This window comes from Naumannella cuiyingiana, from assembly GCF_013408305.1.
In the GTDB taxonomy this organism is placed as follows: Bacteria; Actinomycetota; Actinomycetes; order Propionibacteriales; family Propionibacteriaceae; genus Naumannella; species Naumannella cuiyingiana.
Genome location: NZ_JACBZS010000001.1, coordinates 242033 through 261668, shown reverse-complemented (window position 1 = coordinate 261668; position 19636 = coordinate 242033). Strand labels below are relative to the sequence as shown.

The window sequence follows — 19636 nt, the reverse complement described above, 5'->3', positions numbered from 1 at the left end:
CGACGACGAGCGATAAGGAGAACCGAGAATGAGTGATGTCCTGGTGGTCGTCGAGGCGGCTGACGGCAAGGTCGCCAAGCCGACCTTTGAACTGTTGACCCTGGCGCGCCGGATCGGTGAGCCGGTCGCCGTGGTGTTCGGCGACGACGCGGCCGCACTGGCGCCGCAGCTCGCGGAGTACGGGGCGACGAAGACTCTGGCCGTCGGCGATCCGGCGATCGCCGAGTACCTGGTGGTGCCGAAGGTCGATGCGCTGGCCGGGCTGGCCGGCGACGACACGGCGGTGCTGCTCAGCTCGACGCCGGAGAACAAGGAGATCGCCGGTCGCCTGGCGGTACGCCGCGGCGGCGGGCTGATCACGGACGCCGTCGACGTGAACGCCGGCGGGGACGGTGTGAGCACCAAGCAGTCGGTCTTCGCCGGCAACTGGACCGTGAACGCCGATGCCGGCGCCGCGCCGGTGATCACCGTCAAGGCCAACTCGGTCGCACCCGAGGCGGCGGCAGGCAGCGACGCCGTCGAGGACGCAGCGGTCACCATCTCCGATGCGGCCAAGGGCGCGCGGATCGTGTCCTCGGAGGAGAAGCCCGCGACCGGGCGGCCCGAGCTGACCGAGGCGGCGATCGTCGTCTCCGGCGGCCGTGGCACCGGCGGCAACTTCGACGAGGTCGAGGCCTTCGCCGATGCGCTCGGCGCCGCCGTCGGCGCCTCGCGCGCCGCGGTCGACTCCGGCTGGTACCCGCACAACTTCCAGGTCGGCCAGACCGGCAAGACGGTGTCCCCGCAGCTCTACGTCGCGGCGGGCATCTCCGGTGCCATCCAGCACCGCGCCGGGATGCAGACCTCGAAGGCGATCGTGGTGATCAACAAGGACGAGGAGGCGCCGATCTTCGAGCTCGCCGACCTCGGCATCGTCGGCGATCTGCACACCGTGCTGCCCGCGGCGACCGAGCAGGTGAAGGCGGCCCGGGGCTGAGCGTGCCCGACGCCCGCAGCTATCTCGATCACGCGGCCTCCGCCCCGATGCGGGCGGAGGCCGCGGCCGCGTTCGCGGCCGAGGCCGGGCAACCGGGCAACCCCTCGTCGCTGCACGCCTCCGGTCGCCGCGCCCGCCGGGTGCTGGAGGAGGCCCGGGAGTCCATCGCCGCCGATCTCGGCGCCGCGCCGCCGGAGGTGATCTTCACCTCGGGCGGCACCGAGGCCGACAACATCGCGGTCCGTGGCAGTTGGATCGCGCGTCGGGCACAGGCCAACCGGATGATCATCTCCGCGACCGAGCACCCCGCGGTGGCGGCGAGCGCAGCCGCCTGCGCCGCCGAAGGGGCCGAGCTGATCGTCGCGGGCGTGGATGCCGACGGCCGCATCGACCCGGACGAGATCGGGCGGGCGCTGCGCGTACCCACGGCGGTGCTGTCGGTGCACTGGGCCAACAACGAGACCGGCGCGTTGCAACCGGTCTCCGCGCTGGCCGCCGCGGCCCGGCAGGCCGGTGCCTGGTCACACAGCGATGCCGTCCAGGCGGTGAAGACGCAACCGGTCGATTTCCGCGCCAGCGGGCTGGACCTGCTGTCCGCGACCGCCCACAAGATCGGCGGACCGGTCGGCATCGGCGTACTGCTGGCCCGCAAGGAACTGGCCCCGGCGGCGCTCGGCCACGGCGGCGGGCAGGAGCGCGACGTGCGGTCGGGAACGCTGGCGGCGGCGCTCGCCGCCTCGTTCGCGGCGGCCCTGCGGGTGACCGTCGCCGAACGGGACCGCGAGGCCGCGCGCCTCGGGGCGTTGAAGGACCGGGTCGTGGCGGCGGTGGCCGCCCTGCCCGGCACCGCGATCAACGGGGAGCCGGGCAGCCCGGCGATCGTGAACGTCGAGTTCTCGGGTACGCGGGCCAGCGACCTGCTGTTGCTGCTCGATGCCGCCGGGATCGACGCCAGTTCCGGCTCCGCCTGCTCGGCGGGTGTGTCGCGGCCGAGCAGCGTGCTGTTGGCGATGGGCCGAGACGACGATGCGGCGTCGGCCGCTCTGCGCTTCTCCTTCGGTTCGACCACCACCGACGGAGACGTCGATCGCCTGGTCGCGGCCCTGCCCGCGGCCCTCGACCAGGCCCGTGCCGCCTTCGGCTGAGCACGGTGTCAGGCGATCAGAGCGCGGAGCCCTTGCGGTAGTCGGCGAAGGACAGGTTCCAATCGCCATAGCCGTTGTCCGGGTCGGTCTCGCTGTCCGAGCCGGTGTACTCCACGGGCGTACCGATCGGCGAGCGCTCGTACAGCCAGTACGCGTCGTCGGTGTCGAGCCCGGTGCAGCCGTGGCTGGCGTTGGTCTCGCCCATGTTGCCCGCATTCCAGGGGGCGGCGTGCAGGAACTCGCCCGAGTTGGTGATCCGCATCGCCCACTGCACCTTGAGGTTGTAGGCCTCGGAGCCGTAGATCGAGACGGTCTCGGAGTTCATCTGTCGCGAGTCGCTCTTCTCGCTGATCACCTTGATGCCGGACCGGGTGGTGAACCCCTCCTTGCCCGCACTGATCGGCAGCGTCTTGGTGACCTTGCCGTCCTCGATGTATTGCAGCGTGTGCTTGCGCAGGTCGACCTTCTCCACGACGTTCTTGCCGATGTTGAACTTCTCGTGCACGCTCTGTTGGCCGTAGCGGCCGCCGCCCACGCTCACGCCGTTCAGGTACGCGTCGAGTTTGATCTTGCTGCCGGCCTTCCAGTACGTCTCCGGCCGATAGCGCACCACGGTGTCGGAGAACCAGTGCCAGCTTCCCTGCTGGGCCGGCTCGGCGGTCACCCTCAGCCGCTTCTCGACCGCCGCGCGATCCTTCACCGGCAGGTCGAAGGTGATCTGGATCGGCATCCCGACCCCGTAGGTCTCGCCGTCACTGGTCGCGGTCTCGGGGTAGACCTGATCGTCCAGGGTCAGCTCGGCGGTGCTGAACTGCGAGCGCTGCTCGACGCTCTCGCCGTCGGCCCCGCTGAGCTTCAGCGTCGCGCGGTACTTCTCACCTGGGTCGAGCCCCTCCGATGCCTCCCACGTCGCGCCGTCATCGGCGAGCTCGCCGGCGACCGGGCCGTCCTGCTTGCCTTTGGCGTCGCCGTTGCCGTGCTCGATCCTGACCGATTCGATCCGGGTGCCGGGCGCCGCCTCGACCTTGAGCACGGTGTCGACCTTCACCCGCTTGGCGCCGTCGGCGACATTCAGTTTCGCGGCCGCCGGGCCCGGCTCCGGTGTCGGTGTGGGCGCCGCGGTCGTATCGACCGGCGCGCTCGCGACGGGGGTCGGCCGGGTGTCGTCGGCCGGGCCGCCGGCGGACTCGGGGCCACAGCCGGCGGCGGCCACGGCGATCAGCGCAATCGGCGCCGCCAGCCAGCGACGCCATCGACGATCAGCCTGACTCACACGAACCTCCTCGGGGCGTCTGTCGACGCCCGCTGCGGCCCAGCGTAGACGCGGCGAGGACCGGTCCGGGGCAGCCGCGCTGGACCGGGCGCCGCGATTCGGGGGGCGCCGGCCCCGGGACTAGACTGTGCGGCCGGACGGGCAGGTGGACCCGAACAACGAGCGGCCCCGGGACCGGGCCGGGAGGAGAGCGGGATGAGGGTGCTGGCGGCGATGTCCGGCGGTGTCGACTCGGCCGTGGCGGCGGCGCGGGCGGTCGACGCGGGCCACGACGTCACGGGCGTGCACCTCGCGCTGTCGAAGAACCCGCAGTCCTTCCGCAGCGGCGCGCGGGGATGCTGTTCCAAGGAGGACTCCGGGGATGCCCGCCGGGCCGCCGATGTGCTCGGCATTCCGTTCTACGTCTGGGATCTGTCGGACCGGTTCGCCGAGGACGTGGTGGACGACTTCGTCGCGGAGTACGCGGCCGGCCGCACCCCCAACCCGTGCCTGCGCTGCAACGAGAAGATCAAGTTCTCCGCGGTGCTGGACCGCGCGCTGGCGCTCGGCTTCGACGCCGTCTGCACGGGCCACTATGCCCGGCTGGCCGAGGTGGACGGGGAGCCGGCGATGTTTCGCGCCCGCGACACCGACAAGGACCAGTCGTATGTGTTGGGCGTGCTGACCCGGGACCAACTGACCCACTCGCTGTTCCCGCTGGGCGACTCGTTGAAGACGCAGGTACGCGCGGAGGCCGCCCGGCGCGGCCTGCTGGTGGCCGACAAGCCCGACTCCCACGACATCTGCTTCATCCCCGACGGCGACACCCGCGGCTTCCTCGAGGCGCGGCTCGGCGCCCGGCCGGGAGAGATCCGCGACGCCGACGGGGCCGTGGTCGGTCGGCACGACGGCAGCCACGGCTTCACCATCGGTCAGCGCCGCGGGCTGCGGCTCGGCGTACCCGCCCCCGACGGCCGACCCCGCTATGTGCTCGACATCTCCCCGGTGGACAACGCCGTGACCGTCGGACCGCGCGAGGCCCTGCAGGTACGCACCATCGACGGCATCCGGCCGGTATGGAGCGGCCCGGCGCGGCCCGGCGAGGACTGGGCCGCGACCGTCCAGGTGCGCGCACACGGCGCGCCGTTGCCAGCCCGGGTGAGCGCCGCCGACGGCGCGGTCCGGGTCCGGCTGGCCGAGGCCGCCACCGGCATCGCGCCCGGGCAGGCCGTGGTGATCTACGACGGCGACCGGGTGGTCGGCTCGGCCACGATCTCGGCCGCCGCGTGATGGCCGGGGTCCGCCACGCCCAGGTCGGGTCGCTGCCGGGCACCGACTTCGCCGCCGCCGCCCGCTTCGCCCTGGCCGAGACCCCCGACCCGTCGCACCTACCAGAACTGCCCGCCCGCGGGGCCCCGGCGCAACTCGTCGGACGGGCCACCGCGCTGGCACCGGGGCTCGCCTTCGACCTGCAGCCGGCCGGCTGGCGGCTGACCGGCGGCGCGCTCGGCGTCGGCGACAGCGCCGACGCCCGGCGCGCGCGGGCGCTGCTGCGCGACGACCTGGACCGCTTCGAGGAGGCGGCCCAGGGATTCGTCGGGCCGGTCACGGTCTCCGCAGCCGGGCCGCTGACCCTGGCGGCGAACGTGGAGTTGCCGCGCGGGGACAAGGTGCTCGCCGATCCCGGCGCGCGGCGCGACCTGGGACAGGCGTTGACCGAGGGGCTGCGCGGGCTGGTCGATGAGTTGCGCGGCCGACTCCCTGACATCGAGTGGTCGCTGCAACTGGACGAGCCGCAGGCCGGCGCCGTGCTGGCCGGCTCGGTGCCGACCGCGAGTGGCTACGACCGGCACCGTCCGCTGCCCGCGCCGCAGGCGGCCCAGGAGTACGCGGAGTTGGCGCGAGCCCTGGCCGGCGTACCGCTCGGACTGCACAGTTGCGCCGCGGAGTTCCCGTGGGAGCTGAGCGCCGACCTGGACTCGGTCAGCCTGGACGGCGAACGGCTGGGAACACGCGATCGGGACGAGATTGCGCGCTGGCTGGAGTCCGGCCGCGAGCTGCGGCTCGGGGTGGTGCCGACGACGACCCCCGGCCGGGTGCCGGGGGTCGACGAGGTGATCGGGCGCACGCTGTCCGTGCTGCGCCCGCTGGAGCTGGGGGAGGCCGCGGTGCAGAACCTGGTGCTCACGCCGGCGTGTGGGCTGGCCGGATGGTCGGCCGCCGACGCGCACCGGGTGCTGCGCACCCTGCGCGACGCGACCGAACCGGTGGCCGAACAGCTCACGCGCTGACGCGGGTCAGCGCCGCGAGCGGAACTTCTGCCAGGCCTCGCGGGCCTTGCGCTGGTTCTCCGGCTTGCTCAGCTCACGCTGGGCGACCTGCAACACCTTGGCGACGATGGCGCCCTTGACCAGACCCTTGACGAATCGCATGTCGACAACGCTACTCGCCCGCGCCACCGATCCCGGCCGGCTCAGGGGCGAGTGGGGGTCACCCCTGGGTCCGGACGGGCGGCCGCTGCTCAGCCGTTGTCGTGTTCGTGCCGGCGGCTCTGCGCGAGGTCGCTGGCGGCGACGGAGCGCTCCTCCTCGGTGGCATTCGGGTCGCTCAGCACCTCGCCGGCCTCCGAGGCGACGCGCTCGGAGGTCTGGTCTCCGGTGCTGCGCTGGGAAAGATCGCTGCCGGCGATCGAGCGGTCCTCGGCGCTGGCGTTCGGATCCGCGAGGATCTCGCCGGCCTCCGAGGCGGTCGTCGAGCCGGTCTCGTCCGGGTTGTTGGTCATCTGCCTCACCTCTCGTTGTCCGTGCTCCCGCGACCTGCGGGGATCTCTCGATTGTTCTCCATCAACCGGTTGCTGGGAAGGCATGTCGTCAGACGATGCAGCCGTGAAGAGACTCGGGAGGCCAGTGCGGCGGGACGTGACCGGTGAGGACCTGGCCAGCCCGCTACCCTGCACCCGTGCTCATCGGTGTGCCGGCGGAATCGCGTACCCCTCTGGTGGCGGCGACGCCGGCCAGCGTGACCGCCCTGCGCCGGCTCGGCCACGACGTGCTGATCGCCGCCGGGGCCGGCGAGCGGGCCGGGTTCACCGATGCCGACTATGCGGAGGCCGGCGCGCGCGTGGTCGACGACGGCGGGGCGTGGCGCACCGACCTGGTGCTCAAGGTCGACCCGCCGAACGCTGCGGAGCTGGGCCGGCTGGCGCCCGGGACGCGGCTCGCGGCGCAGCTCGCGCCCGGACGATCACCGGCCCTGCTGGAGGAGCTTGCCGCCCGCGATCTCACCGCCCTCGCGCTGGACGCGGTGCCGCGGATCTCGCGCGCCCAGTCGCTCGACGTCTTGTCCTCGATGGCCAATCTCGCCGGCTATCGCGCGGTCGTGGAGGCGGCGAGTGCCTACGGGGGCATGCTCGGCGGCCAGGTCACCGCCGCGGGCAAGGTCCCGCCCGCGCGGGTCTTCGTGGTCGGCGCCGGCGTGGCCGGTCTGGCCGCGATCGGGACCGCGCAGAGCCTCGGCGCCCAGGTGCGGGCCTTCGACGTGCGGCCCGAGGTCGCCGAGCAGGTCGCGTCGATGGGCGCGACCAATGTGTCGCTGGACATCGCGACCGGCAGCGACCGCAGCGACGGGTACGCCGGTGAGCTGACCGGTGCCGCCGAGGCCGCGGCCGCCGAGATGTATGCCCGCGAGGCGGCCGCCGCCGACATCGTGATCACCACTGCGCTGATTCCGGGCCGCCCGGCGCCGCGGCTGATCGATGCGGAGACCGTCGCGCGGATGCGGCCGGGCTCCGTGGTCGTCGACCTGGCGGCGGCCAACGGTGGCAATGTCGCCGGCACGGTGGCCGGGGAGCAGGTGATCACCGACAACGGCGTGACCATCCTCGGCTGGACCGACCTGCCCGCCCGCCTGCCCCGGCAGGCATCCACGTTGTACGCGACCAACCTGGTGAATCTGATCAAGCTGCTCACGCCGGACCGCGACGGGCGGCTGGTCGTCGACGAGACCGACGACGTGCAGCGCGGGATGCTGGTCGCCGACAAGGGCGCGGTGACCTGGCCGCCGCCCCCGATCGCGGTCAGTGCCGCGCCCGCGCCTGCGCCGGTCACGGCCGAACCCGCGGCCCCGAGACCGCGCGGGCCGTCCCGGGCGATCACGCTCGGTCTGGTGGCGATCCTCGGCATCGTCGCCGCGATCCAGCTCGAGTGGGTGCTGGGCGACAATCTGGTGATCTTCGCGCTCGCCGTGCTGCTCGGTTACTACGTGATCTCCCGGGTCACCCACGCCCTGCACACGCCGTTGATGTCGATCACCAATGCCGTCTCCGGGATGATCCTGGTCGGGGCGATGCTCGAGGTGGGCGACAGCGACCCGCTCGTGGCGGGGCTGTCCATGGTGGGCATCTTCCTGGCCTCCATCAATGTCTTCGGCGGCTTCTTCGTCACCCGGCGGATGCTCGCGATGTTCCGAAGGAGCGAGTGATGATCATCGGCGGTGTCGGATCGGTCGTGCAGGTCGGCTACCTGGTCGCGGCGTTGCTCTTCGTCGGTGCGCTGGCGGGCCTGTCGCGGCACGAGACGGCGCGCCGGGGGCTCGGCTTCGGCATGGTCGGAATGATCATCGCCGTGGCTGCGACCGTGCCCCTGGCGCTGGCCAACTCCGACCGGCCACCGCTGGTCACGGTGCTGTTGATCGCGGTGCCGATGCTGGCCGGGGCGGCGGTCGGGCTGTGGCGCGCGCGTACCGTCGCGATGACCGGCATGCCCCAGTTGATCGCGCTGCTGCACAGCTTCGTCGGCCTGGTCGCGGTCTTCGTCGGCTTCATCACCTACCTGACCCACGGTTCGACACTCGCGCCCGAGACACCCGTCCTGCGGATCGAGATCTGGCTGGGCGTCTTCGTCGGGGCGATCACCCTGACCGGCTCGATCGTGGCGTGGGGCAAGCTCAGCGGCCGCTTCGCCGCCCGCCCACTGACCCTGCCCGGGCGACACCTGATCAATCTGGCGATCGTGCTCGCGAGCATCGCGCTCGGCATCTGGTTCGTGCCGACCAACCACCCGGCCCCGCTGCTGATCATGACCGTGCTCGCATTGGCCCTGGGCTGGCATCTGGTGGCGGCCATCGGCGGTGGCGACATGCCCGTCGTCGTCTCGATGCTGAACTCCTACAGCGGCTGGGCCGCCGCGTTCTCCGGATTCATGCTCGGCAATCCACTGCTGATCATCGGCGGGGCGCTGGTCGGCACCTCCGGCGCGATCTTGTCCTACATCATGTGCAAGGGCATGAACCGATCCTTCGTCAGCGTCATCGCGGGCGGATTCGGCGACGCGCCGGCCGCGACCGGCGCCGACGAGGCGGACGGTGAGATCCACGAGGTGAGCGCCGAACAGGTCGCCGAGCAGCTCGCCGGGGCGCGGTCGGTGATCATCGCGCCGGGGTACGGGATGGCCGTCGCCCAGGCCCAGCACCCCGTCGCGGAGCTGACCACCCGGCTCCGCGAACGGGGGGTCGCCGTGCGCTTCGCGATCCACCCGGTCGCCGGCCGGCTGCCCGGTCACATGAACGTGCTGCTGGCCGAGGCGCGGGTGCCCTACGACATCGTCGAGGAACTGGACGAGATCAACGACGACTTTGCCGAGACCGACATGGTGTTGGTGATCGGCGCCAACGACACCGTCAACCCGGCCGCGCTGGAGGTGCCGGGCAGCCCGATCGCCGGGATGCCCGTGCTGCAGGTCTGGAAGGCCGGCCGGGTGGTGGTGTTCAAGCGCTCGATGGCGGCGGGGTACGCCGGGGTGCAGAACCCGCTGTTCTTCCGCGACAACACCGAGATGCTCTTCGGCGACGCCAAGGAGCGGGTGAACGAGATCGTGGCGGCGCTCCCGGTCGCCGCGCGCGGCTGATTGTCGCCGTGCGCCGCTAGATTGTCGCGGGTGAGCGAGACCCCGACCGTGCAGCAGCCGCCGGCGCAGGCCAGCCAACGGCACAAGGAGCTGGCCGAGGAGCTGAACGAGCACCGCTGGCGCTACCACGTGCTGGACGCGCCGACGATCTCCGACGGGCAGTACGACGCCGGCATCCGCGAGCTGGCCGAGCTCGAGGAGCGCTGGCCCTCCCTGCGTACCCCGGACTCACCGACCCAGACCGTCGGCGCACCGCCGAGCGCGACGTTCGCCCCGGTGACCCATCTGCAACCGATGACGAGTCTGGACAACGCCTTCGAGCCCGCCGAGCTGGACCGCTGGGCCGAGCGCGTCGTCCGCGCGGTCGGCGAGCAGGCGATCGCGGAGTCGGGGTACCTGTGCGAGCTGAAGATCGACGGGCTGGCGCTCGACCTGGTCTATGAGAACGGCCGGCTGACCCGGGCGGCCACCCGCGGCGACGGGCGGACCGGCGAGGACGTCACCGCGAACGTGCGCACCATCGCCGCGGTGCCGACCCGGCTGGCCGGCGACGACGTGCCCGCCCTGCTGGAGGTGCGGGGCGAGGCGTTCTTGTCGCTGGAGGCCTTCCGGGCGCTGAACGAGTCGCTGGTCGCCGCCGGCAAGGAGCCGTTCGCCAACCCGCGCAACTCGGCCGCCGGCTCGTTGCGGCAGAAGGACCCCAAGGTCACCGCCGGTCGCGATCTCGGCTTCATCGCACACGGCATCGGCGCGATCGAAGGCGTCGAGCCGGCGCGGCTGTCGGAGGCCTACGACCTGCTGGCCGGCTACGGGCTGCCGGTCTCGCCGCACCGCAAGGTGGTGGGCGACCTGGCGGGCGTGCACGACTACATCGCCTGGGCGGGGGAGCACCGCCACGACTTCGCCCACGAGATGGACGGCGTGGTGATCAAGGTCGACGAGCGGCGGCTGCAGGACCAGCTCGGCTACACCTCGCGCGCGCCGCGCTGGGCGATCGCCTGGAAGTATCCGCCGGAGGAGGTGACCACGAAGCTGCTCGACATCCGGGTCAACGTCGGGCGGACCGGCCGGGTCACTCCCTACGGGGTGATGGAGCCGGTGCTGGTGGCCGGCTCGACCGTGGCGAATGCCACGCTGCACAACGCGGGCGAGGTGCGCCGCAAGGGTGTGCTGATCGGCGACACCGTCGTGCTGCGCAAGGCCGGCGACGTGATCCCGGAGATCCTCGGTCCGGTCACCGACCTGCGCGACGGCTCCGAGCGCGAGTTCGAGATGCCGACGCACTGTCCGTCGTGCGGCACCGAGCTGGCCTTCGAGAAGGAGGGCGCCGCCGACCTGCGCTGCCCGAATCACCGCTCCTGCCCGTCCCAGTTGCGCGAGCGGCTGTTCGCGCTCGCCGGCCGCAATGCCCTCGACATCGAGGTGCTCGGCTGGCAGGCCGCCGACGCCCTGCTCGGTGCCGGGCTGCTCACCGACGAGGGCGACCTGTTCTCGCTGACCGAGGAGCGGCTGACGGGCGTACCGCTGTTCACCACCAAGGCCGGCACCCTGTCGGCCAACGGCCGCAAGCTGCTGGCCAATCTCGCCGATGCCCGGCATCGGCCGTTCGCCCGGTATCTGGTCGCGCTGTCCATCCGGCACATCGGCAAGGGGGTCGCGCCCGATGTCGCTGCCGCCTTCCGCGACATCGATGCGCTGTCTGCTGCCAGCGAGGAGGAGCTGGCCGCCGTGGAGGGGATCGGGCCGACGATCGCGAAGTCGATCATCGACTGGTTCGCCGTCGACTGGCACCGGGCGATCGTCGACAAGTGGCGCGCCGCCGGCGTGATCATGGCCGACGAACCCGGCGCGGTCAGCGACCTCGAACAGAACCTGGCCGGGTTGTCCATCGTGATCACCGGATCGCTGCCCGGCTACACCCGCGACGGTGCGGCCGACGCCGTCACGGCTCGGGGCGCGAAGGCCGCCTCCTCGGTGTCGAAGAAGACCGACTTCGTGGTGGTCGGGGACGCGCCGGGTTCCAAGTACGACAAGGCGGTCGCGCTGAAGCGCCCGATCCTGGACGCCGCCGGCTTCGAGATCTTGATCAACGAGGGCCCCGACGCCGCGGGCCGGGTGGCGCGGGTCGGGGAGTCCTGACCGCGCCGGTCACGGTTCCTCGCCGAGGGCGCGCATGTGGGCGGCGTACGCCTCGGCCAGGGCGGCCAGGTCCGCCCGGTGGTCGCCGATCCGACAGCCCTGTCGGTTCGGCTTGAGGCGGATGCCCTCGGCGGCCCAGTGCTCCATCCAGCGCTCGGAGGGGCGTACCGGATGATCACCGGCGGCATTGGTCACCCGCCACCAGGGGACGGTCGAGCCGTACTCGCGCAGGATCCGCCCGACCAGGCGCGCGGAGTTGCCCGTGACCGCCCCGATGTTGCCATAACTCGCGACCCGGCCCGGCGGGATCAGCTCGACGGCGGCCAGCACCCGCTCCAGCCGCAGCTCATCCATCGTCGCTGCCGTCGGCGGCCCATCCGGATTCCAGTTCGCGCAGCGCCCGCGCCAGGTAGCGGCTGAGCGGCGCGTCGGCGTGCTCGGCCCAGATCTCGTAGGCCGCGCGACAGACCGCCAGTGTGGCGGCACCCAGGGCCCGCGCGGCCAGGCCGTCCGGGTCGGCGCCGAGCCGGTCCGCCGCGAACTCGGTGATCGCGGCCTCCCAGGCCCCGTAGTGGCGAACCGCGAGCGCCTGCAGCTCGGGCGCGGTGCCGATCAGCCGCATCCGCAGGCGCAGCTCGGGCAGGTCCTCGGGGCGGTAGCGGTTCGCCCCGAGGACCGCCTCGCGGATCGCCGGGAACATGGCGGTGCCGGCTGGGGTGGCGGCCAGCAGCCGCCGGATCTGGGCGACCTCGGAATCGAAGTCCAGCCACACCACGGACGCCTTGTTCGGGAAGTACCGGAAGAAGGTACGCCGAGACACGCCGGCCGCGGCGGCGACCTCGTCGACGGTGACCGTCGCATAGCCCTGCCGCTCGAACAGCCTCATCGCGACCAGCGCCAGCTCCCGTCGCGTCGTCGACCGCGGCCGCCCGGGACCGGCCGCGACGGCCGGGCGGGAAGAATCCGCGGGGGAGCGCGCCATGGCCGTCGACCCTAGCGGTCGGCCGCGCCGTCGGCACCCTTGCGGATAGCGACACGGAGTGCCAAAATCGGCGGAGCGACTCACCGACGAGAGGAGACGATCATGACGATCATCGACGAGCAGCAGGCACCGGTGCTCGAGGACGAGCGCACCGAGCCGCTCACCGGCCCGGCGAACACCGAGTCCGCCGACGACGCCGAGGAACTGCTGATCGAGGAGGTCTCCATCGACGGTATGTGCGGCGTCTACTGATCGGTCGCGATCATGACCACCCCGACGACGGCGACGGCCGAGCCGGTCTTCGACGCGGCGCGCCCGTGGCGGCTGCACCCGCAGGTCGCGCTCCGCCCGGAGCCGTTCGGCGCGATGCTCTACCACTTCGGTACGCGCCGGCTGACCTTCCTGAAGACGCCGACGCTCGTCGAGCTGGTCCGCGACCTGGGCGAGCGGGCCAGCGCCGAGGAGGCGTGTCAGGCCGCCGGGGTCGGGGGGTCGGCGGCCTACCGCAAGGCGCTGGCCGGGCTCGCCGCAACCCAGATGATCATCCCCGCCGACGAGGCGGAATCCCCGCGAGAACCGAACGGAGCACAGTCGTGACCGCGCAGGCACAACCTCTGGTCGAGACGTTCAGCCACGGGCTGGACGCGCCGATCTGCCTCACCTGGGAGCTCACCTACGCCTGCAACCTCGCCTGCGTGCACTGCCTGTCCAGCTCGGGTCGTCGCGATCCGGGCGAGCTGAGCACCGAGCAGTGCAAGGCGGTGATCGACGAGCTCGAACGCATGCAGGTGTTCTACGTGAACATCGGCGGCGGTGAGCCGACCGTGCGACCCGACTTCTTCGAGCTGGTGGACTACGCGACCGATCACCGGGTCGGGGTGAAGTTCTCCACCAACGGGGTGCGGCTGGACGAGCGCCGGGCCCGCGAGATCGCGGCCAACGACTACGTCGACGTGCAGGTCTCGCTCGACGGTGCTACGGCCGAGGTCAACGACGCCGTGCGCGGGCCGGGGTCGTTCGACCTGGCGGTGCGCGCGCTCGACAACCTCGCCTCCGCCGGGATGCGCAACGCCAAGATCAGCGTCGTGATGACCCGGCACAACATCTCCCAGCTCGACGAGTTCGCCGAGCTGGCCGACCGCTACGGCGCAACGTTGCGCCTGACCCGGTTGCGACCCGCCGGCCGGGGCGCCGACACCTGGCACGAGCTGCATCCCTCCCAGGAGCAGCAACGGGCGCTCTACGACTGGCTGCTGGTCCGGGGGGACAGCGTGCTGACGGGCGACTCGTTCTTCCATCTGTCCGGTTATGGCGAGACACTGCCCGGCCTGAACCTGTGTGGTGCAGGCCGGGTGGTGTGCCTGATCGACCCGGTCGGCGATGTGTACGCCTGCCCGTTCGCGATCCATGATCGTTTCCGGGCCGGCAACCTGCTCACCGACGGCGGCTTCGGCGCGGTCTGGCGGGATTCTGAGCTCTTCGCCGAGCTGCGGGCGCCGCAGTCGGGCGGGGCCTGCACCTCCTGCTCGGCCTACGACGCGTGCCGCGGTGGTTGCATGGCGGCCAAGTTCTTCACCGGCCTGCCGCTCGACGGCCCGGACCCCGAGTGCGTGCGCGGCCACGGCGCGCCCGGGCTGGCGGCGGTCGACCCCGACGCCGCCCCGCGACCCTCGGGTGATCACTCCCACCGCGGCAAGCGGGTCTTCCTGACGCTCGGCCGCCGGCCCGATCGCGCCTGCGACACCTCACCGCTGGCCTGATGCGCGTCGCGGTCGTCACCGGCGCGGCGCGGGGCATCGGCGCCGCGACGGTACGCCGGCTCGCCGCCGACGGCTGGGCGGTGCTCGCGGTCGACGCCGCGGCCGACGACCCGAACCTGCCGTACCCGCTCGGCACCAAGGACGAGCTGGCCGCGGTCGCGGCCGAGGCCGGGCGGATGGCCGAGCGGGCCAGTGCCGGCGAGCCGCGGATCGCCCACCGGGTCGCCGACGTGCGTGACCCCGACGCGCTGGCCGCCGCCGTTGCGGAGGCGCAGGAGCGCTGGGGCGTCCTACACGCGGCGATCGGGGCGGCGGGCGCGATCGCGGGCGGCGTACCGCAACCCGAACTCGCCCCGGCCACCGAGCGCGCGCTGATCGAGATCAATCTCGGCGGCGTGCTGAACCTGGCCCGCGCGGCGCTGCCGGCCCTGCTGGCCGCGCCGCAGCCGCGCTCGGGCCGGTTCCTGGCGGTCGCCTCGGCGGCGGCGACCCGCGGACTGCCGCTGCTCGCCGCGTACTGCGCCGCCAAGGCCGGGGTCGCCGGGCTGATCCGGGCACTGGCCGCCGAGCTGGGCGACAGCGGTGTCACGGCCAATGCCGTCAGCCCCGGCTCGACCGATACGGCGATGCTGGCCGAGAGCGCGCGGATCTACCGTCTGGCGGCGGCCGAGGCGTTCGCCGACCAGCAGCCGCAGCGCCGGCTGCTGCGGCCCGAGGAGATCGCGGCCGCGCTCGCCTTCCTGGCCGGCGAGGATTCCTCGGCGGTGACCGGGGCGGTCGTCCCGGTCGACGGCGGCCTGGCACTGTGACCGGCCCGCCCCGGTCTCCCGAACCCGCGAGCCCGCTGCCGAGCGGCTGGCGGCTGCGCGTGGACCGCGACACCCGCGCGATCGGTGAGCGCACGCTGCGGGGCGGTACGCCGGCGCGCGGGCTCACGCTGAGCGCCGCCGGCGCCAGGGCCTGGCGCGCCCTTGCCGCCGGCGCGCCGACCGACTCACGCACCGCGGGCCTGGCCCGCCGCCTGACCGATGCGGGCCTCGCGCACCCGGTGCCGCCGGCCGCCGCGGTCGTCCCGGACGTGACCGTGCTGATTCCCGCCTGGAATCGGCCCGAGCCGCTCGCGGCGTGCCTGGCCGCGCTGCCGCCCGGGCGGCGGGTGCTCGTGGTGGACGACGGCTCCGACGATCCCGGCGTCGGCGCGGTGGTACGCCGCGGCGGCGCCGAACTGCTGCGGCTGCCGCGCAATCGCGGTCCGGCGGCCGCGCGCAACGCCGGGCTGGCCCGGATCGACACCGAGCTGGTCGCGCTGCTCGACAGCGACTGCCGGGGCGCCGCCTGGATCGACGCGCTCGCTCCGCACTTCGCCGACCCGACCCTGGCCGCCGTGGCACCGCGGGTGCGTGGGGACCGGGCCGGCGCGGTGAGCGCGCTCGACCTGGGCGACCGGCCGGCGCCGGTGCGCCCCGGATCGCGCGTGCCCTGGGTGCCGTCGGCGGCGCTGCTGGTGCGCCGAGGCGCGGTGCTCGGGGCCGGCGGCTTCGACGAGCGGCTGCGGGTGGGGGAGGACGTCGACCTCGTCTGGCGCCTCGTCGAGGCCGGCTGGCGGGTCCGCTACGAGCCGGGCGCCGAGGTGACCCACGCCGAGCCGGTCGGCGCGCGCGCGATCCTGGTCCGGCGCTACCGCTACGGCACCTCCGCGGCCCCGCTCGCCGCCCGGCACCCGGCGGCGTACACGCCGCTGGACCTGCACCCGGGCCATGCCCTGGCCGCCGCCGCGCTGCTCGCCCGGCGCCCGGGAATGGCCGCGCTCGGCCAGGCGGCGGTGACGCTGCGGCTGGCCCGGCGGTTCGCCGCGGCGGGCCTGCCGGCCCGCGGCGCAGCGCCCGAGGCGCTGCGCGGGAGCTGGCTGACGCTGCGCGCGCTCGGGCGCGCCGGGGTGCAGCTCGCACCGGCCGCGCTGCTCGCCGGGTTGCTCGCGCGCCGCACCCGACCCGCCGCGGCGCTGCTGCTCGGCGCCGCCCTGACCGCGACCCGCCCGCCCCGGGCGCTCGGCCTGGCCGAGGAGATCGCCTACGGCGCGGGCGTCTGGGCCGGCGCCTTGCGCGCGCGCGACCCGCGCGCCCTGTTGCCTCGCGTCCGCCTCGGCGGCGCGTCGACACCGCCGGCCGACCGGCGTACCACCAGCAAGGAAGGAAGTCACAGATGACGCAATGGTTCGAGACGGTGGCCCAGGCCCAGCGGCTCGCCCGCCGGAGGTTGCCGCGATCGGTCTACAAGGCGCTGATCGCCGGCTCGGAGCGCGGCAGCACGCTGCGCGCCAACCTGTCCGCCTTCGATGCCATCGGGCTGTCCCCGCACACCGCCGGCCAGCCGGCGCAGCGCGAGCTGGCCACCCGGGTGCTCGGCCAGGACCTGTCGATGCCGGTGATCATCTCGCCGACCGGCGTGCAGGCCGTGCACCCGGACGGCGAGCTGGCCGTGGCCCGGGCCGCGGCCGCGCGGGGGATCGCGATGGGACTCAGCTCCTTCGCCTCGCAGCCGGTGGAGGAGGTCGTGGCCGCCGGCGCGCCGACGTTCTTCCAGGTGTACTGGTCCGGCTCGCGCGAGCAGATCGCCGAGCGGCTGGCCCGGGCCAGGCGCGCCGGCGCGGTCGGCGCCATCGCCACCCTGGACTGGTCGTTCTCGCACGCGCGGGACTGGAACAGCCCGCACATCCCCGAGCGGATCACCCTGCGCGAGGCGCTGCGCTTCGCGCCGGAGGCGCTGACCCACCCGGCGTGGCTCGCGAGCTGGCTGCGGGCCGGCGAGCTGCCCGACCTGTCCGTGCCGAACATGGTCGCCGAGCCGGGTACGCCCGCGCCGACGTTCTTCGGCGCCTACGGCGAGTGGTACGGGACCCCGCCGCCGAGCTGGGAGGACGTGGCCTGGTTGCGCGAGCAGTGGGGCGACGGGCCGTTCGTGATCAAGGGCGTGCTGCGTACCGACGACGCGCGGCGGGCGGTGGACGCCGGCGCGACCGCGATCTCGGTGTCCAACCACGGCGGCAACAACCTCGACGGCAGCCCGGCGACGATCCGGGCGCTGGCCGCGGTCGCCGAGGCGGTCGGCGATCAGGTGGAGGTGCTGCTCGACGGCGGGGTACGCCGCGGCTCCGACGTCGCCAAGGCGCTCGCCCTGGGCGCCCGCGCCGTGCTGATCGGCCGGGCCTACCTGTGGGGGCTGGCGGCGAACGGGCAGGCCGGCGTGGAGAACGTGTTGGACATTCTGCGCTCGGGCCTGGACTCGACCCTGCTCGGCCTGGGCCGGGGTTCGGTCGACGAGCTGGCCCCAGAGGACCTGGTGATCCCGCCGGGCTTCGAGGTCCGGCTGGGCGGCTGACGGCCACCGCGCGGGCGGTGGCCGTCAGGTCGCCGCCCGCTCAGGACTCGTAGTCGATCCAGCCGCGCACGGTGTCGCCGGCGTGCATGTCTTCGTAGCCCTTGGCCACCTGGTCGATGGTGTAGGACTTGGTCATCATCTCGTCCAGCTTGAGCAGCCCCGAGGTGTAGGCGTGCAGCAGCGTCGGCACCGAGTTGAACGGGCTCCAGTTGCCGAAGATCACGCCCTGCAGGCGCTTTTGCATCATCGGGTACATCAGCGCGTTGGTGGTGATCTGCATCGGCTCTTCGGACTTGCCCATGCCGGTCATCGCGACCGTGCCGCCCTTGCGGATGGACTCCAGCGCACCCGAGATGTGGTCGCCGGTCACCACGCCGATGGTGACGATGGTGGAGTCGGCGCCCTGGCCGTTGGTGACGGCGCGCGCGGCCTCGGTGGCCTCGTCGAGGGTCTCGAAGGTGTCGGTCGCGCCGAACTGCTTGGCGGCCTCGCGCTTGTAGGGCACCGGGTCGACGACGATCACGCTCGCGGCGCCGGCCGCCGCCGCGCCCTGCACCGCGCTCATCCCGACGCCGCCGACGCCCATCACGATCACCACATCGCCCGGCGTCACCTCGGCGGCGTTCACCGCGGCGCCCCAGCCCGTGCCGGCCGCGCAGCCGAGCAGGCACAGCGGCTTCAGCGGCACCTCCTTGGGCACCTTGTACGCCGACATCACGTTCACCGTCGTGTACTGGCTGAAGGTCGAGACGCCGAGCTGCTGGCCGACGGGCTCGCCGTCCAGGCTCATCCGGTAGCTCGACTGGTCATCGATCCGCGCGCCGGTCAGCGAGTACGCGCCCTGGTCGCACAGTTGCTGCATCCCGCGCGCGCACCACAGGCAGCGCCCGCAGGCCGGCAGGAAGGTCATCACGACGTGGTCGCCGACCTCGAACCCCCTGGTGTTGGGCCCGACCTGCTCGACGACCCCCGAGCCCTCGTGCCCGCCGCACATCGGCAGATGCCGGGTGGGCATGTCGCCGGTCGCGGCATGATCATCGGAGTGGCACAGGCCGGAGGCGACCAGCCTGATCAACAGCTCATTCTGGCGCGGCTCGTCGAGTTCCAGTTCGGCGGTCTCGAAGGTCCCGGGCTGGCTGCGCAGGATGGATCCGGTGGTCTTCATTCGTTGCTCCTCAACGCGTCATTGCGTACCGCCGCGCAGGCGCGGCCGGTCGGCCGAAGTTCTTCGGTGCGAGATCAGTGTCCACCAGGATCGCCCGAGCGCGTCAAGGGGCGCGGGTGACAATCGCGACCCTGCGGCGAGTACATTTGCGAGGGTGTCCTTCTCCGACCTGAACCTGAACGGTCCGACTCCCGCCCGGGTACGCCCGAAGCTCGGCGAGTGGGGTCCGACCGAGGTCCCGGGGACGAAGGCGAAGCGGCGACAGCGGCGCCTGGTGCCGTTCGTCTTCGCCGCGGCCCTGCTGGTGCTGTTCCTGACGGGCTGGCTGAACTACTCGTTGATGACCGGCCGGATCGGCTTCGGTCTGGATCCGCTGATCGCGCCCTGAGTCACCGCCGGGCGCTGCTCACCCGGCGGCGGTCAGCCGCGCCAGAGAAGGCTGATGCCGAGCCCGACGATCCCGAACCTGACCGTCAGGCCCGCGGCTGCGGCGACCGCGAACAGGGCCGCCGGCAGACGGGTGCCGGCCACGACGGCGGTCAGCGGGTACAGCGGGGGAATGCCGCAGGCCGCCGAGAGCGCCACGACCGGGCCGCCCCAGCGCGGGCGCGCAGCCAGCTCCGACAGCCGCGCCCCCCAGCGGGCGACCCGCGCGACCACGCCCGCCCCGGAGGTGACCCGGGTGGCGAGCGCGCTGCTCCGGCGGCGCAGCCAAGGGAGGCGATAGCCGTGCCGCAGGCCGATCAACAGGCCGGTCTTGGCGGCCGCGTTGCCCAGCGCCAGCGCGACGCAGACGGCGGCGAGCAGCGGTGAGCCGAGGACCCGGGCAGCGATCACGAAGGGCTCGGCGGCAAACACCGGCACGGCGCCGGACAGCAGGCCGTAGCCGAACGCCCCGAGCACCTGCCAGAGCTCGTTCGCCATGGGGTGTGGGGT

General features: G+C 73.2%; 21 protein-coding genes. 14 read left to right on the top strand and 7 right to left on the bottom strand.

Annotated features, from left to right (window positions below; genetic code table 11):
- Nucleotides 1-28 precede the first annotated feature (28 nt).
- Nucleotides 29-976, top strand: coding sequence for an electron transfer flavoprotein subunit alpha/FixB family protein (locus GGQ54_RS01105; protein ID WP_179443708.1), 948 nt, complete (start codon nt 29-31; stop codon nt 974-976).
- A gap of 2 nt (nt 977-978) precedes the next feature.
- Nucleotides 979-2121 carry a cysteine desulfurase family protein gene (locus tag GGQ54_RS01100; RefSeq protein ID WP_343045813.1) on the top strand — a complete coding sequence of 381 codons (1143 nt, stop codon included), beginning with the start codon at nt 979-981 and terminating at the stop codon, nt 2119-2121.
- Nucleotides 2122-2137: 16 nt separating this feature from the next.
- Here the strand turns inward: GGQ54_RS01100 and GGQ54_RS01095 are convergent, their stop codons facing one another.
- Nucleotides 2138-3394, bottom strand: coding sequence for an Ig-like domain-containing protein (locus tag GGQ54_RS01095; RefSeq protein WP_179443707.1), 1257 nt, complete (start codon nt 3392-3394; stop codon nt 2138-2140).
- A 195-nt stretch (nt 3395-3589) separates the two neighbouring features.
- On the opposite strand from GGQ54_RS01095, the gene mnmA reads away from it, so the two are divergent.
- Nucleotides 3590-4663: a tRNA 2-thiouridine(34) synthase MnmA gene (mnmA, locus tag GGQ54_RS01090; RefSeq protein ID WP_179443706.1), complete on the top strand. Its 1074-nt coding sequence runs from the start codon at nt 3590-3592 to the stop codon at nt 4661-4663.
- Nucleotides 4663-5664, top strand: a complete 1002-nt coding sequence (locus GGQ54_RS01085; protein WP_246292758.1) for a uroporphyrinogen decarboxylase/cobalamine-independent methonine synthase family protein — start codon at nt 4663-4665, stop codon at nt 5662-5664. The genes mnmA and GGQ54_RS01085 overlap by 1 nt, the downstream gene beginning before the upstream one ends.
- A 6-nt stretch (nt 5665-5670) precedes the next feature.
- On the opposite strand, the gene GGQ54_RS17260 is transcribed toward GGQ54_RS01085, so the two are convergent.
- Complete coding sequence (locus tag GGQ54_RS17260) at nt 5671-5805, bottom strand: hypothetical protein (protein WP_281370011.1); 135 nt, start codon at nt 5803-5805, stop codon at nt 5671-5673.
- Between the two features lie 89 nt (nt 5806-5894).
- Nucleotides 5895-6155: a hypothetical protein gene (locus GGQ54_RS01080; protein WP_179443704.1), complete on the bottom strand. Its 261-nt coding sequence runs from the start codon at nt 6153-6155 to the stop codon at nt 5895-5897.
- Between the two features lie 176 nt (nt 6156-6331).
- Here GGQ54_RS01080 and GGQ54_RS01075 point away from each other — a divergent pair, with 176 nt between their 5' ends.
- Genes GGQ54_RS01075 through ligA form a run of 3 tightly spaced genes read left to right on the top strand, consistent with a single transcriptional unit; the run spans nt 6332 to nt 11415 of the window.
- Nucleotides 6332-7852 (top strand): Re/Si-specific NAD(P)(+) transhydrogenase subunit alpha, encoded by a 1521-nt coding sequence (locus GGQ54_RS01075; RefSeq protein WP_179443703.1) that lies wholly within the window; start codon nt 6332-6334, stop codon nt 7850-7852.
- The gene (gene pntB, locus GGQ54_RS01070; protein WP_179443702.1) at nt 7852-9276 is read left to right on the top strand and encodes a Re/Si-specific NAD(P)(+) transhydrogenase subunit beta; all 1425 of its coding nucleotides are present in this window, start codon (nt 7852-7854) and stop codon (nt 9274-9276) included. The genes GGQ54_RS01075 and pntB overlap by 1 nt, the downstream gene beginning before the upstream one ends.
- A 30-nt stretch (nt 9277-9306) precedes the next feature.
- Complete coding sequence (gene ligA / locus GGQ54_RS01065) at nt 9307-11415, top strand: NAD-dependent DNA ligase LigA (protein WP_179443701.1); 2109 nt, start codon at nt 9307-9309, stop codon at nt 11413-11415.
- 9 nt (nt 11416-11424) lie between these two features.
- On the opposite strand, the gene GGQ54_RS01060 is transcribed toward ligA, so the two are convergent.
- Both GGQ54_RS01060 and mftR read right to left on the bottom strand, forming a co-directional pair.
- A complete protein-coding gene (locus tag GGQ54_RS01060; RefSeq protein ID WP_179443700.1) occupies nt 11425-11769 on the bottom strand; it encodes an MGMT family protein in 345 nt (114 codons plus the stop codon).
- Nucleotides 11762-12397 carry a mycofactocin system transcriptional regulator gene (gene mftR / locus GGQ54_RS01055; protein ID WP_179443699.1) on the bottom strand — a complete coding sequence of 212 codons (636 nt, stop codon included), beginning with the start codon at nt 12395-12397 and terminating at the stop codon, nt 11762-11764. The genes GGQ54_RS01060 and mftR overlap by 8 nt, the downstream gene beginning before the upstream one ends.
- A gap of 102 nt (nt 12398-12499) precedes the next feature.
- Here mftR and mftA point away from each other — a divergent pair, with 102 nt between their 5' ends.
- Genes mftA through mftD form a run of 6 tightly spaced genes read left to right on the top strand, consistent with a single transcriptional unit; the run spans nt 12500 to nt 17535 of the window.
- Nucleotides 12500-12649: a mycofactocin precursor MftA gene (gene mftA / locus GGQ54_RS01050; protein WP_179443698.1), complete on the top strand. Its 150-nt coding sequence runs from the start codon at nt 12500-12502 to the stop codon at nt 12647-12649.
- A gap of 12 nt (nt 12650-12661) precedes the next feature.
- Nucleotides 12662-12994 (top strand): mycofactocin biosynthesis chaperone MftB, encoded by a 333-nt coding sequence (mftB, locus tag GGQ54_RS01045; RefSeq protein WP_179443697.1) that lies wholly within the window; start codon nt 12662-12664, stop codon nt 12992-12994.
- Nucleotides 12991-14157, top strand: coding sequence for a mycofactocin radical SAM maturase (mftC, locus tag GGQ54_RS01040; protein WP_179443696.1), 1167 nt, complete (start codon nt 12991-12993; stop codon nt 14155-14157). Before mftB ends, mftC begins: the two co-directional genes overlap by 4 nt.
- Nucleotides 14157-14966 carry a mycofactocin-coupled SDR family oxidoreductase gene (locus GGQ54_RS01035; protein WP_179443695.1) on the top strand — a complete coding sequence of 270 codons (810 nt, stop codon included), beginning with the start codon at nt 14157-14159 and terminating at the stop codon, nt 14964-14966. The genes mftC and GGQ54_RS01035 overlap by 1 nt, the downstream gene beginning before the upstream one ends.
- Nucleotides 14963-16363, top strand: a complete 1401-nt coding sequence (gene mftF, locus GGQ54_RS01030; protein WP_218843585.1) for a mycofactocin biosynthesis glycosyltransferase MftF — start codon at nt 14963-14965, stop codon at nt 16361-16363. Before GGQ54_RS01035 ends, mftF begins: the two co-directional genes overlap by 4 nt.
- The gene (gene mftD / locus GGQ54_RS01025; RefSeq protein WP_179443694.1) at nt 16360-17535 is read left to right on the top strand and encodes a pre-mycofactocin synthase MftD; all 1176 of its coding nucleotides are present in this window, start codon (nt 16360-16362) and stop codon (nt 17533-17535) included. Before mftF ends, mftD begins: the two co-directional genes overlap by 4 nt.
- Nucleotides 17536-17575: 40 nt before the next feature.
- Here the strand turns inward: mftD and GGQ54_RS01020 are convergent, their stop codons facing one another.
- Nucleotides 17576-18700 carry an NDMA-dependent alcohol dehydrogenase gene (locus GGQ54_RS01020; protein ID WP_179443693.1) on the bottom strand — a complete coding sequence of 375 codons (1125 nt, stop codon included), beginning with the start codon at nt 18698-18700 and terminating at the stop codon, nt 17576-17578.
- Between the two features lie 154 nt (nt 18701-18854).
- Here GGQ54_RS01020 and GGQ54_RS01015 point away from each other — a divergent pair, with 154 nt between their 5' ends.
- A complete protein-coding gene (locus GGQ54_RS01015) occupies nt 18855-19088 on the top strand; it encodes a hypothetical protein (protein WP_179443515.1) in 234 nt (77 codons plus the stop codon).
- A gap of 32 nt (nt 19089-19120) precedes the next feature.
- Here GGQ54_RS01015 and GGQ54_RS01010 read toward each other — a convergent pair whose 3' ends face one another.
- Nucleotides 19121-19624, bottom strand: a complete 504-nt coding sequence (locus tag GGQ54_RS01010) for a hypothetical protein (protein WP_179443692.1) — start codon at nt 19622-19624, stop codon at nt 19121-19123.
- Nucleotides 19625-19636: the final 12 nt, after the last annotated feature.

Bases quoted from the DNA above. Each gene is read 5' to 3' on its own strand.
- mnmA (WP_179443706.1), top strand. From the start codon at position 3,590: ATGAGGGTGCTGGCGGCGATGTCCGGCGGTGTCGACTCGGCCGTGGCG.
- GGQ54_RS01020 (WP_179443693.1), bottom strand. From the start codon at position 18,700: ATGAAGACCACCGGATCCATCCTGCGCAGCCAGCCCGGGACCTTCGAG.
- mftB (WP_179443697.1), top strand. From the start codon at position 12,662: ATGACCACCCCGACGACGGCGACGGCCGAGCCGGTCTTCGACGCGGCG.
- GGQ54_RS17260 (WP_281370011.1), bottom strand. From the start codon at position 5,805: ATGCGATTCGTCAAGGGTCTGGTCAAGGGCGCCATCGTCGCCAAGGTG.
- GGQ54_RS01060 (WP_179443700.1), bottom strand. From the start codon at position 11,769: ATGGATGAGCTGCGGCTGGAGCGGGTGCTGGCCGCCGTCGAGCTGATC.
- GGQ54_RS01035 (WP_179443695.1), top strand. From the start codon at position 14,157: ATGCGCGTCGCGGTCGTCACCGGCGCGGCGCGGGGCATCGGCGCCGCG.
- mftA (WP_179443698.1), top strand. From the start codon at position 12,500: ATGACGATCATCGACGAGCAGCAGGCACCGGTGCTCGAGGACGAGCGC.
- GGQ54_RS01085 (WP_246292758.1), top strand. From the start codon at position 4,663: ATGGCCGGGGTCCGCCACGCCCAGGTCGGGTCGCTGCCGGGCACCGAC.
- mftD (WP_179443694.1), top strand. From the start codon at position 16,360: ATGACGCAATGGTTCGAGACGGTGGCCCAGGCCCAGCGGCTCGCCCGC.
- GGQ54_RS01010 (WP_179443692.1), bottom strand. From the start codon at position 19,624: ATGGCGAACGAGCTCTGGCAGGTGCTCGGGGCGTTCGGCTACGGCCTG.
- GGQ54_RS01080 (WP_179443704.1), bottom strand. From the start codon at position 6,155: ATGACCAACAACCCGGACGAGACCGGCTCGACGACCGCCTCGGAGGCC.
- pntB (WP_179443702.1), top strand. From the start codon at position 7,852: ATGATCATCGGCGGTGTCGGATCGGTCGTGCAGGTCGGCTACCTGGTC.
- GGQ54_RS01105 (WP_179443708.1), top strand. From the start codon at position 29: ATGAGTGATGTCCTGGTGGTCGTCGAGGCGGCTGACGGCAAGGTCGCC.
- mftR (WP_179443699.1), bottom strand. From the start codon at position 12,397: ATGGCGCGCTCCCCCGCGGATTCTTCCCGCCCGGCCGTCGCGGCCGGT.